13 protein-coding genes are annotated in these 11,210 nt (G+C 74.5%); 4 read left to right on the top strand and 9 right to left on the bottom strand.

Annotation, left to right across the window (positions count from 1 at the left end):
- Positions 1–188 (top strand): citrate/2-methylcitrate synthase (locus CHB98_RS17570; RefSeq protein WP_281251875.1); only part of this gene is annotated, 188 nt, incomplete at its 5' end.
- Positions 189–296: 108 nt separating this feature from the next.
- On the opposite strand, the gene CHB98_RS17575 is transcribed toward CHB98_RS17570, so the two are convergent.
- From CHB98_RS17575 to CHB98_RS17585, 3 genes are all read right to left on the bottom strand, one after another.
- Positions 297–1,085 (bottom strand): SDR family oxidoreductase, encoded by a 789-nt coding sequence (locus CHB98_RS17575; protein ID WP_089306903.1) that lies wholly within the window; start codon positions 1,083–1,085, stop codon positions 297–299.
- A gap of 29 nt (positions 1,086–1,114) precedes the next feature.
- A complete protein-coding gene (locus tag CHB98_RS17580) occupies positions 1,115–1,969 on the bottom strand; it encodes a fumarylacetoacetate hydrolase family protein (protein WP_089306904.1) in 855 nt (284 codons plus the stop codon).
- Between the two features lie 61 nt (positions 1,970–2,030).
- Positions 2,031–2,918: a dihydrodipicolinate synthase family protein gene (locus tag CHB98_RS17585; protein ID WP_089306905.1), complete on the bottom strand. Its 888-nt coding sequence runs from the start codon at positions 2,916–2,918 to the stop codon at positions 2,031–2,033.
- 118 nt (positions 2,919–3,036) lie between these two features.
- On the opposite strand from CHB98_RS17585, the gene lhgO reads away from it, so the two are divergent.
- The 3 genes from lhgO (at position 3,037) to CHB98_RS17600 (ending at position 6,997) form a co-directional block, all read left to right on the top strand.
- Positions 3,037–4,248: an L-2-hydroxyglutarate oxidase gene (gene lhgO / locus CHB98_RS17590; RefSeq protein ID WP_089306906.1), complete on the top strand. Its 1,212-nt coding sequence runs from the start codon at positions 3,037–3,039 to the stop codon at positions 4,246–4,248.
- Complete coding sequence (locus tag CHB98_RS17595; protein ID WP_089306907.1) at positions 4,245–5,471, top strand: MFS transporter; 1,227 nt, start codon at positions 4,245–4,247, stop codon at positions 5,469–5,471. Before lhgO ends, CHB98_RS17595 begins: the two co-directional genes overlap by 4 nt.
- Before the next feature lie 275 nt (positions 5,472–5,746).
- Complete coding sequence (locus tag CHB98_RS17600) at positions 5,747–6,997, top strand: hypothetical protein (RefSeq protein WP_089306908.1); 1,251 nt, start codon at positions 5,747–5,749, stop codon at positions 6,995–6,997.
- A 187-nt stretch (positions 6,998–7,184) separates the two neighbouring features.
- On the opposite strand, the gene CHB98_RS17605 is transcribed toward CHB98_RS17600, so the two are convergent.
- The 6 genes from CHB98_RS17605 to CHB98_RS17630 all read right to left on the bottom strand — a co-directional run bounded on the left by CHB98_RS17605 (position 7,185) and on the right by CHB98_RS17630 (position 11,171).
- Positions 7,185–7,544, bottom strand: coding sequence for a hypothetical protein (locus CHB98_RS17605; protein ID WP_089306909.1), 360 nt, complete (start codon positions 7,542–7,544; stop codon positions 7,185–7,187).
- Entirely contained in the window at positions 7,541–7,801 is a 261-nt protein-coding gene (locus CHB98_RS17610; protein ID WP_089306910.1) for a hypothetical protein, read from the bottom strand. The genes CHB98_RS17605 and CHB98_RS17610 overlap by 4 nt, the downstream gene beginning before the upstream one ends.
- An 89-nt stretch (positions 7,802–7,890) precedes the next feature.
- The gene (locus CHB98_RS17615) at positions 7,891–8,325 is read right to left on the bottom strand and encodes a hypothetical protein (protein WP_089306911.1); all 435 of its coding nucleotides are present in this window, start codon (positions 8,323–8,325) and stop codon (positions 7,891–7,893) included.
- A 68-nt stretch (positions 8,326–8,393) separates the two neighbouring features.
- Positions 8,394–9,275: a DUF1932 domain-containing protein gene (locus CHB98_RS17620; RefSeq protein WP_089306912.1), complete on the bottom strand. Its 882-nt coding sequence runs from the start codon at positions 9,273–9,275 to the stop codon at positions 8,394–8,396.
- Positions 9,272–9,943, bottom strand: a complete 672-nt coding sequence (locus CHB98_RS17625; RefSeq protein ID WP_089306913.1) for an RraA family protein — start codon at positions 9,941–9,943, stop codon at positions 9,272–9,274. Before CHB98_RS17625 ends, CHB98_RS17620 begins: the two co-directional genes overlap by 4 nt.
- 10 nt (positions 9,944–9,953) lie before the next feature.
- Positions 9,954–11,171 (bottom strand): MFS transporter, encoded by a 1,218-nt coding sequence (locus tag CHB98_RS17630; protein ID WP_245821337.1) that lies wholly within the window; start codon positions 11,169–11,171, stop codon positions 9,954–9,956.
- Positions 11,172–11,210 lie beyond the last annotated feature (39 nt).

Consider the following 11,210-nt stretch of genomic DNA (forward strand, 5'->3'; position numbering starts at 1 on the left):
GGCTGATCTACCGGGCGATGGGCTTCCCCACCCGCATGTTCACCGTGCTGTTCGCCCTGGGCCGGCTGCCCGGCTGGATCGCCCAGTGGCGGGAGATGATCGCCGACCCGGCCACCAAGATCGGCCGCCCCCGGCAGGTCTACACCGGCGCCACCGAACGGGCCTACACCCCCCTCGACCAGCGCTGACCGGCGGTCCCGCCGCCCCCGCCGCGAGCTGTCGACGGCGGGGGCGGCGGCGGCCCCCTGCAGGGTCCCGCCGCGAGCTGGCGAGTGGTGGGGGGCAGGGGGTCCTCTTCAGATGGCGCGGACCATGCCGCCGTCCACGAGCAGGTTCTGGCCGGTGACGTAGGTGTTGGCACCGGAGGCGAGGAACGCGACGACCCGGGCGAACTCCTCCGCGGTGCCGTAGCGGCCCAGCGGGATCGCCTTCTCCGTCTGCGCCCGCACCTCCTCGATGGTGATGCCCGCCTTCTCGGCGCGGGAGGCGTCCAGGCCGGCGACGCGGTCGGTGGCGATCCGGCCCGGGCCCACGGTGTTGAGCAGCACCCCCTCGGGCGCGAACTCGATGGCCAGGGACTTCGCCAGCCCCAGCAGGGCCACCCGGTAGGTGTTGGACAGCAGCAGGTTCTCGATCGGCTGCTTGATCGACGACGACGCGATCGTGACGATCCGGCCCCAGCCCTGCTCGCGCATGTGCGGCAGCACGCCCCGAAACAGCCGCACGGTGCTCATCAGGTTGAGGTCGTGCGCGGCGTACCACTTCGCGTCGTCGAGCGCGTCGAACCCGCCCGGCGGCGGCCCGCCGGCGTTGTTGACCAGGACGTCGACGCCGCCCAGCCGCCGTTGCGTCTCGGCCAGCAGCCGGTCGAGGTCGGCGGCGTCGGCGACGTCGGCCGGGCAGTGCTCGACCTGCGCGCCGGTGGCCTCGCCGATCTCCTCGGCGGTGCGGGCCAGCTGGTCGGCGCCACGGCTGGAGATCATCACCCGCGCCCCCTCGGCGGCCAGCCGGGTGGCGGTGGCGCGGCCCAGGCCCTTGGAGGCGGCGGTGACCAGGGCGACCCGGCCGGTGAGTTCGAGGTCCATCGCAGGTGTGCTCCGTGGGGTCGGGGCCGTCAGGCCACGGGGTTGGTGAGCTCGCGGAAGCCGGTGATCTGCACGCCGGCGGTGTCGCCGGAGCGGATGTGCACCGCGCCGGGCGTGCCGGTGGAGATGACGTCGCCGGGCAGCAGGGTCATGACCCGCGAGTGGAAGGCGACCAGCCACCACGGCCGGAAGGTCATGTTCGACACCACGTTGCGCCGGTGCACCTGCCCGTTGTGGATGGTGGCCACCTCGAGGGCGTCGACGTCGGCCACCTCGTCGGCGGTGACCAGCTCGGGGCCGAAGCTGAAGAAGGTGTCGAAGCTCTTGGACCGGGTGAGGTAGCGCGGGTTCTCCTCCAGGATGTCCTCGGCGGTCATGTCCACGATCGTGGTGAAGCCGGCGACCACCGAGGGGGCGTCGGCCTCGTCGACGTCCTTGCACTCGCGGCCGATGACCACGCCGAGCTCGCCCTCGGCGGTGGTGCGCTGCGACTGCGGCGGGATCCGGATGGCGTCGCCCGGTCCGATGATCGTGGTGTCCGGCTTGAGGAAGCTGGCCGGCTCGGTGGACGGCGCCTTCTCGGACAGGTCGGCGGCGTGCTCCACGTAGTTCAGCCCGATGCCCCAGATCTTGCGCGGGCGCCGGTACAGCGGGGCGTACGCCAGCTGTTCCTGCGGCACGACGAGCCCGTCGAGCGCGGCAGCGTCCCGGCCGGCCACCCAGTCGCGCAGCTCGCCGACCCGGCCGGTCTCCAGCAGCTCCTGCACGGTCACCGGCCAGTCGGTGCCCGCGTGCTCGTTCAGCGCGGGCAGCGGCACCGCGCCGCCGGGGCGCACCAGCGCACCGGGCTCGGCGCCGTCCAGGCGCAGGGTGGTCAGTCGCACGGGGGGTCCTCTCGCGGGCAGGCCGGGGACGCGCGTCGGTGCGCGCCCGGGGTGGGGTGGGCTACAGGCCGACGGCGGTGATGAGGTCGTCGAGCTCGGCCAGGGTCAGCTCGTCGACCGGCGGGGCCGGGAAGCGGGCGTGCGGCGAGGCGATGGCGCCGCGGCGGGCGAAGACCTGCTTGCGGATGGTCACCCCGCCGACGCCGAGCTGGGCCTCGTACCGGATGAGCGGCAGGTAGCGGAAGAAGAACTCCTGCGCGCCCGCGCGGTCGCCGGCGGCGAACCGCTCGTAGGTGCCGACGAGCACCTGCGGGAAGCCGAAGCCGGTCATGATGCCGTCGGCGCCGCGCTGCAGCTCCTCGTACAGGTACAGCCCGCCGAGGCCGCCGAAGACACCGACCGGCTCCTCCACCCGCTGCTTCACCGCGGTGATCTTCGGCAGGGTCGGGGTCTCCTCGAGCTTGAGGTAGCGGCAGCCCTCGATCTCGTCGAGCAGCCGCACGAGGAACGGCGCGGGCATGACCACCCCGGTGTTGACCGGCTCGTCCTGCACCACGACCGGCACCGACAGCGCCTCGGCGACCTGCCGGAAGTGCTCGAAGACCAGGTCCAGGTTCCGGGTGTTCTCCGGCGGGGCGAGCATGACCGCCGCGGCGCCGGCGTCCTCGGCGCGTCGGGCGTAGTCCAGCGCCATCACGGTGGCCCGCGCCGAGACGCCGGCCACGACCGGCACCCGCCCGGCGGTGGCCTGCAGGTAGCGGCGCAGCACCCGCTCGCGCTCCTCGTCGAGCAGCTTGGCGGCCTCACCCATGATTCCCAGGATGGTGAGGCCGTGCGCCCCGGCGCCGAGGTAGTCCTCGACCAGGGTGTCGATGCTGCCCTCGTCGACCGCGCCGTCGTCGGTGAACGGCGTCAGTGTGATCGGCAGCACACCCGTCAGGGCGCTCACCGGGAACTACCCTGCGGACGGGGACGACGGCCTCGGGCCGGCCATGCGACGGAGATCACGACGGTCACCGTAGCCGCTCGTCACGATCGGCTCCCAGGCCTGTCGAGAACGGAGAGCCATGTCGGTGCAGCGTTACGCCGTGGTCGGGGGCGGGATCATCGGGACGGCGGTGGCCCGCCGGCTGCTCGCCCGGCGGCCCGACGCCGTGGTGACGGTCCTGGAGAAGGAGGACCGGCTCGCCACCCACCAGACCGGCCGCAACTCCGGGGTGGTGCACGCCGGCCTGTACTACGAGCCCGGCTCGCTCAAGGCCCGGCTGTGCCGCCGCGGGGTGGGGCTGCTCAAGGAGTTCTGCGCCGAGCGGGGCCTGCCCTACGACGAGGTGGGCAAGGTGCTGGTCGCGCTCGACGGGGCCGAGGAGCAGCGGCTGGGCGCGATCGCCGAGCGGGCCCGCGCCAACGGCGTCCCCGGCATCCGGGTCATCGACCGCGCGGAGCTGCGCGAGCTGGAGCCGCACGTCGCCGGCATCGCCGCGCTGCACTCGCCGAGCACCGCGATCTGCGACTACGTGTCGGTCACCGACCGGCTCGCCGACGACGCCCGCGCGGCCGGGGCGACGATCCGCACCGGCTTCGCGGTGGCCGGGCTGCGGCACACCGGCGGGCAGGTCGTCGTGAGCAGCACGGCCGGCGAGGAGGTCGTCGTCGACCGGGTGGTGCTGTGCGCCGGGCTGCAGGTCGACCGGCTGGCGCGGCTGGCCGGGGACGACGACGCCCCGCGGATCGTGCCCTTCCGCGGGGAGTACTACGCGCTCACCCCGGACAAGCGGTCCCTGGTCAACGGCCTGGTCTACCCGGTGCCCGACCCGCGGTACCCGTTCCTCGGGGTGCACCTGACCCCGCGGTTCGACGGCGAGGTGCTGGTCGGCCCCAACGCCGTCCTGGCGCTGGCCCGCGAGGGCTACACGTGGCGGGACGTCTCCCCCGCCGAGCTGGCCGCCATCGTCCGCTTCCCCGGGTTCCGGCGGTTCGCCCGGCAGCACTGGCGCACCGGCCTGGCGGAGATGCGCGGGTCGCTGTCGAAGAAGGCGTACACGGCCGCGGCGCGGCGGTACGTGCCGGAGCTGACCGCCGACGACATGGTCCCGGCGGTGGCGGGGATCCGCGCGCAGGCGCTGGAGTCCGACGGCAGCCTGGTCGACGACTTCCGGATCACCCGGCGCGGCGCGGTGGTGGCCGTGCGCAACGCGCCCTCGCCCGCGGCGACGTCGTCGCTGGCGATCGCCGAGCACCTGGTCGAGGTGCTGCTCGACGACGACGACGCGGCATGAGCGCGCGCCGGGAGCGGTCTGCGGGCACCGCCCGCGCGGCGACCGCCGCGGTCACGGTGACCACCGCGGGCGTGCTCCCGGCGTACCTGGTCGGCGTCCTGTGGGTGCAGGTGAGCGCCGACCTGGAGGTGGGCCCGTCGCTGCTCGGTCTGCTGGTCGCGGCGTTCTTCGGCACCTCGGCGGTGGCGGCCCTGTCCGCCGGCACCCTGGTGCGGCGGCTGGGCACGGTGGTCGTCGTGCGGCTGGCCGGCCTGACCGCGGCGGCGGCGATGCTGCTGGTCGCGGTGGCCGCCCGCGACACCGCCGTCCTGGTGGCCGCGCTCGTGCTGGCCGGGTGGGGCAACGGCATCGGCCAGCCGGCCAGCAACGACCTCATCGCCTGCTCGGTCTCCTCCGGGCGGCAGGGGCTGGCCTACGGCCTCAAGCAGGCGGCCATCCCGCTGTCCACCCTGCTGGCCGGCGTGGCCGTGCCGCTGGTGGCCATCCCGCTGGGCTGGCGGACGGCGTTCGGGCTGGGCGCCGGCCTGGCGGTGCTCATCGTGCTGTCGGTGCCCAGCGCGCGGCGGCTGGGGACGGCGGGGTCGTCGTCGGCGCCGTCGGAGGCGGCCGGGCCGTTCCGCCGGGCGCCGCTGTACGTGCTCGCGGTGGGGCTGATGCTGGGCGCGGGCACCGGCAACGCCCTGGGCGCCTTCTTCGTCAGCACCGCCGTCGCCGGCGGCATCGCCCCCGCGACCGCCGGCGTGCTGGCCGCGGTGGCCAGCGGCGCCGGCGCCCTGGCCCGGGTGCTCGTCGGCTGGCTCGCCGACCGGGTGCGCACCCGGTGGCTGCTGGTCGTCGCCGCGCAGATGTCGCTGGGCGGGCTGTCCTACGCGCTGCTGGGCACCGGGGTCGAGGCGCTCATCGTCGTCGGCGCGGTGGTCGGCTACTGCACCGGGTGGGCGTGGGCCGGGCTGTCGACCTACGCCATCACCCGGATGCACCACGGCATGGCGGCCCGTGCCACGTCGATCACCCAGGGCGGGATGGGCCTGGGCGCCGCGCTGGGGCCGCTGGCCTTCGGCGCGGTGGTGTCGGCCGGCTCCTACGCGGTCGCCTGGACCGCCACGGCAGCACTGGCCGTGCTCGGCGGACTGGTCATCGTGCTGGGCCGGCGCCTGCTGCTGCGCGAGCGGCCCGCGCTGGTGGCCGCGCACCGCCAGCGCCGCGCCGCCGCCCGCGCCTGACCCACTGCGGCCGTCGGACGGTCGGCGGCTACTGGGCGCGCCGGGCGCAGATCACGCGCGTCACTCCCACGTGCCTTCGAAGGCGGCCGCAGGGACACGACCAACGCGCAGTCCGTGCCCGCGCTAGGCCGATGCCACATCCCGCCAGATTGGTAGACCTCGCCCCATCAACCTCCAGCCTGGACAGGTCGTGACGGATCCACTACAGCCAAGGGCGCAGCTGCCCTAGGGTCGGGGCCTCGTCGCCCCGACGCACGTTAATGGGGGACGGCACCGTGAAGGCTGCCCTTGACTACGGCCTCGTGGCCATGTTCGGCGTTCTTGTGGGCGCCAGTGAACTCGTGTCCCGTTACCGCGACGCACCGTGGAGCGCCATCAAGAATCCGGCCTCGGCTGCTTACGTATCGGTCAATGCCATCGCGGCAGCCGCGACGCTGGCACTTCTTCGGATATTTGACGTGACCTTCGACATCCCAGATGCCACGGGGCAGCGCGCCGTACAGGTGCTCGTGTCAGGTTTTGGCGCAATCGCGGTGCTCCGCACGTCGCTGTTCATCGTTCAGGTTGGAGGGCGCGACGTCGGGGTCGGTCCGGCTACGCTCCTTCATGTATTACTCTTCGCCACCGACCGCGATGTCGACCGTCGGCGTGCGAAACAGCGGGCGAAGGCGGTCAGTGATGCATTGAGAGGTCTTTCCTATACGGACGTCGGGGAGGCATTGCCTAATTACTACCTGACTCTGATGCAGAACGTTCCGGACAGCGAACAAGCGGAGCTACGGCAGAGACTCAAGGAAATCGCCGACTCGACGATGGAGGATGCGCTCAAGGTCAACGCTGTGGGCTTGACGCTCATGACCGTCGTCGGCCAGAGGGTACTCGAGGCGGCAGCGGACACTGCTCGAACCCGGTTGCTCGAGAGGGGGGTGCTCGGGGAGGTCTATCCACGACTGCGCGAAGCGATCGACCGAGTCACGCGGCCGGACGATCGCGTCCTTGACGTCCTCGGCCTCACCCTCTACACCGCCTGGCCCAACGTCCGAGCTTGGCTCGACGATCATACGTGTCTACTGGACGGCTGGACCATCCGAATGCGCATGGTCGATCCCGACATACTGGCTGGCCCTTTACGCCACTGGTTTGACCCTCACTGGCTCGACGAGGTCCGGGGCGTCCTTGAAGACGTCCGACGCTACGTCGTCGAGAATGAGGAGTCACTGGAGCGGCGAGGGGTCAAGCTGACCATCACGACCTATGCCCTAGTCCCAGTCGTGCACGGATTCAGGACTGGCGGCGGCACTTATTTCATCTCCTTCGGCCGCTGGGACGACAAGACCGGTGAGCTTGGCAGGCCCTACCAAAGCTACGAATACCTGCCGCCGGACGACCACAGTCCCCGCACTTGTCAGTACAAGGCGATTTTCGACAATTGGCTGCGGCGTGCGGATCAGGTTCCACCCACATCTTCCGGCTCGCTCATGGCGCGGGACAACCAGTCGGTCGCGACCGAGGCGACAGCGCACTGAGGCCGATCGCCAGAGCGGGGCCATACCCAGGGATCCCCGCAATGGAGCGTGAGGATCGAGCATCCGAGGCGGCCGAGCGGCGGCCCCATTGTGTCCCTACGTGGGCCGCTCTGGGACACCGGCCGGCTTGCCGTGGGTGCGGCAGAGACACCCGCGACCGCGTAGACAGCTGTGGTCGGCAGCCGCTTCAGCGCCGTTGGCGTCGGTGGGCCGTGCCGATGAGGGCGGCGCTCGCGCTGAGTGCCAAGATCGCCGACAGTCCGGAGGATCTGCACGCCGTTCCCTGCTGCAGAGGTCCACGCGGGACCACGAACAGCGTCCACAGGGCGATGGAGGCGGCGCTCGCCGCACGAGGTGCGGTGGAGGCCGTCGTGGTAATCAGCACGACCGCCGCCACGATGGACAGCGGCAGGGTGAGTAGGCCTAGGGTCCCGGCACGGATGTTCGCGCTGTGCTCTGGCGGGGTCGCCAGGATCGCGATGACGACCAACCGGAGGGCATCGGCCACGACCGTGAGCGCCACACCGGCCTTCTGACCCGACATCATGGCCCCGTCATCCGGCGGACGGGTGTCGGCGGCGGCACGTCGTCATGACCATCTGTGGCCGACCGCAGCACCCGTGAGGTCGCACGGACGGGAGCCCTCGCCGATTCACGTGCACGCGACGCGGCGAACGACCTGTCCCTCAGTGGGTCGCTCAGGAGCAGGCCCACCGGCAGCCGCGGCAGGTCCACCGGCCGGGCCATCGCCCAGTCCACCAGCACGCCCTCGGCGAGCGAGACCCGGCCGGTGGCCAGCGCCACGCCCCGGAACCCACGGCCGGGGTACGACAGTCCCGGGCGTCTGACCGGCGGATCCGTGACGAGCGGCGAGCTGGGTCCTGCCGGTGCCGTCAGCGGGCCGGCCAGGCGGCCAGGGGCGGCAGGTCCTCCCCGTGGCTGCCCCCGGCGTGCGCGACGGCGGCCAGGACCAGGGCCAGGTGGTCGCGGTCCAGCCCGGCGGCGAGGTCACCGAGGTCGACCGGCTGCCCGTCGGCGAGCGAGGCCGCCGCCCGGAGCACCCGCAGCTGGCTGCCGCTGCCGCCGATGGTGCCGGCGCGCAGGGCGGCGTCGACGTCCGGCCAGGCGACCTGCGCCCACATCCCCTCGCCGTCGACGTCCCCGAGCAGGGACACGAGGCCGGCCTGCTGGAGTTGGGCGGGCCAGTGCCCGGCGTTGACCAGCAGCAGGACGGCGGCCTCGGCGGCGTAGTCACCGACGGCGGCGCGCAGCAGGGCGGTCTCGACGTCGACCAGGTCCAGGTCGGTCGCCCTCGGCTCGGGGATCACCGTCGCCCCCTCCTCGAGTCGTGTGGCGGGTCACCGCCCACCCTGCCGGAGGGGTCCGACGGTTCGGCTCAGCCGGGCAGCCCGCGCAGCACCTCCAGCGCCTCGGCCAGCGTGGCCGGCACCTCGCCGGGCGCCCGGCCGCTGAGCTCCAGCCCCCGGGCGGTGCGCTCCTGGCGGGCCACCAGGGCCGCGGCCATGAGCGGCGGCACGCCGGTGGCCGCGACGGTGTCGCGCACCATCCGCGCCTCGACCTGCCGGCGGCCGGCGTGCGCGACGTGCGTGGTGACCAGCATCGTGGCGAAGTCGCGGGTGGGCCAGCGGTCCAGCGTCTCCTCCACCATCGCCAGCAGCGGCTCGACCACGTCCATCTCGTGCGCGGCCAGCAGCGCCTCGGTCCACAGCGCCTCCATCCCCTTGACCACCACGCTCCGCAGCATCTTCAGCGCCGCCGCGGCGCCCACCCGGTCGCCGACGACCGCGGCGTTGAGCCCGGCCGCGGCCAGCAGCCCGGCGGCCTCCGCGGCGTCCGGCCCGGCCAGCGAGACGGGGATGCGGCTGCCGTCGAGCCGGATGCCCCCGCCGGTCATCACCCCGTCGACGACGCGGGCGCGGGGCAGCGCGGCGACCACGGCCTCCTTGACCTGCGGCGCGGTCGAGTTGAGGTCGACGTAGAGCACGCCGTCACCGGCCGCCGGGGCGAACGCCTCGGCCGCGGCCAGCGCGGTGGCCGGGGTGACCAGGGAGAGGACGACGTCCCGCCCGGCCAGGCCGGCGAGGTCACCGACCGGCTGCGCGCCCGCCGCGCGCACCGCCTCGGCGACGCCGGGGCCGCGCGACGGGTCTCGCAGCAGCCGGTCGTGCACCGCCAGGTCGGCGCCGGAGGCGGCCAGCGCGCCGCCGATGACCCGGCCGGCCTCGCCGAAGCCGACCAGCCCCCACCGGGTGGTCACGGCGCCACCCGCACCTCGGTGAGCGCCGCGGTCACCCACGAGCGGTCCAGCGTGCCGGCCGCGATGTCGGCGAACACCGCCTCCTCGGCCCGCAGCAGCCCCTCGCCGTCCGCGAGCACCTCCGCGGCGCGCTCGTGCGGGACCACCACCACGCCGTCCGCGTCGCCGACGACGACGTCACCGGCGCGCACCACCGTGCCGCCGGCCTGCACCGCCCCGCCGACCTCCCCCGGGCCGTCCTTGTACGGGCCGACGTGGGTCACGCCGCGCGCGAAGACCGGCAGGGCGCCCGCGGCCAGCCCCTCGACGTCGCGCACCGCGCCGTCCACGACCAGGGCGGCCAGCCCGCGGGCGGCGGCGTAGCGGGCCATGATCTCCCCCAGCACCGCCCGGTCCAGCGCACCGCCGCCGTCGACGACGAGCACGTCGCCGGGCCGGGCGAGGTCCAGGGCGCGGTGGACGACGAGGTTGTCGCCGGGGCGGGTGCGCACGGTCAGCGCCGGGCCGGCGACCCGCGGCCAGCGCCCGCCCGGCACGGGCAGCACGCCGGTGACGCCGCCGGTGCGGGCCAGGGCGTCGGACAGGATGCTCGTCGGCAGCGCGCGGGCCCGGGCCAGCAGGCCGTCGTCGGGGCGGGGGCCGGGCGGGTGCACTCGGCAGGTGCTCATGCGGGACTCCTCAGGTCGGGTCGAGGACACGGGCGCGCCGGCCCACCGGCAGGCCCCGGGAGCGGCGCACCATCCGGCGGCTGACCCGGACGGTGACCGCGCCGGCCAGGCTCAGCGCCGCGGCGGTGAGCCAGGCGGCGGAGTAGGAGGCGGCCTCGGCGACGACGCCGAACAGCAGCGGCCCGGACGCCGCACCCAGCGACAGCCCGGTCTGCACGGAGCCGGTGACCGACGCCGCCGCGCCCCGGTTGTCGCGGATGACGGCGAAGTGGAACAGGCCGGTCCACGCCCAGCCGGCGCCGTAGGCGAGCACGCCGCCGGCGACGAAGGCCGGCACCGCCCCGACGGCCATGAGCGCGTAGCCCAGCGTGCCGAGGGTCAGCAGGTTGGCGATGAACAGGTAGGCGCTGCGGGCCGGGTGCCGGTCGACGAACATCCCGTACCCGACCCGGCTGGCCAGGCCGAGCACCGAGCAGCCGGCGAACAGCAGCCCGGCCGCCCCGGCGCCGACACCGGCGGCCACCGCGGAGTCGACGAGGAAGACCCCGGTCGGGGTGGCCGCGGCCGAGCCGAGGAAGCCGCCGAGGGTGAGCACCACCAGCCCGCCGCGGGGCAGCCCCCGGTCCGGCGCGCGGGCCCCGGCGGCCTCGCGCGCCGCGGCGGCCCGCTGACCGGCCTCCCGGCCGGCGAGGGAGGCCAGCAGCAGGAGCAGCGCCAGGGCGACCGCGCCGGCCACCGCCCACCGCCAGCCGGCCACCAGCGCGATGCCGGGGACGGCGAGGCCGCCGAGCAGGGTCGCCGCGGGGATCGAGGACTGCTTGATGCCGAACGCGACGCCCAGCCGCGCGTCGGTGACCAGCTCGGAGACGACCGCGTTGGCCGACGGCTGGGCGACCGCGTTGCCCAGCCCGCCGACCGCCAGCCCGGCCATCAGCGCGGCCGGCGACCCGGCCAGGCCGATCACGGTGAGCGACGTGGTGGCCAGGGCGGCGGCCAGCGCGGCCCCGCGGCGCGAGCCGAGCCGCTGCACCAGCCGGCCGGCGGGGCGGGCGAGGGCGCCGGAGACGGCGAACAGGGTCGCCGCCGCGAGGCCGAACAGGCCCAGCCCGACGTCGAGGTCGGCGCGGATCTGCACGGCGAGCGCGCCGACGAGGAAGGCCGGCAGCACCCCGAGCGCGGAGACCGACACCGCCCGGACGACGGCGCGCGCGGCCCCGCCCCCGTCCACGCCCGTCACTGCCCTTCGCGGGCGGGAGGCGGTGACGGG

The organism is Geodermatophilus pulveris (genome assembly GCF_900188375.1).
In the GTDB taxonomy this organism is placed as follows: Bacteria; Actinomycetota; Actinomycetes; order Mycobacteriales; family Geodermatophilaceae; genus Geodermatophilus; species Geodermatophilus pulveris.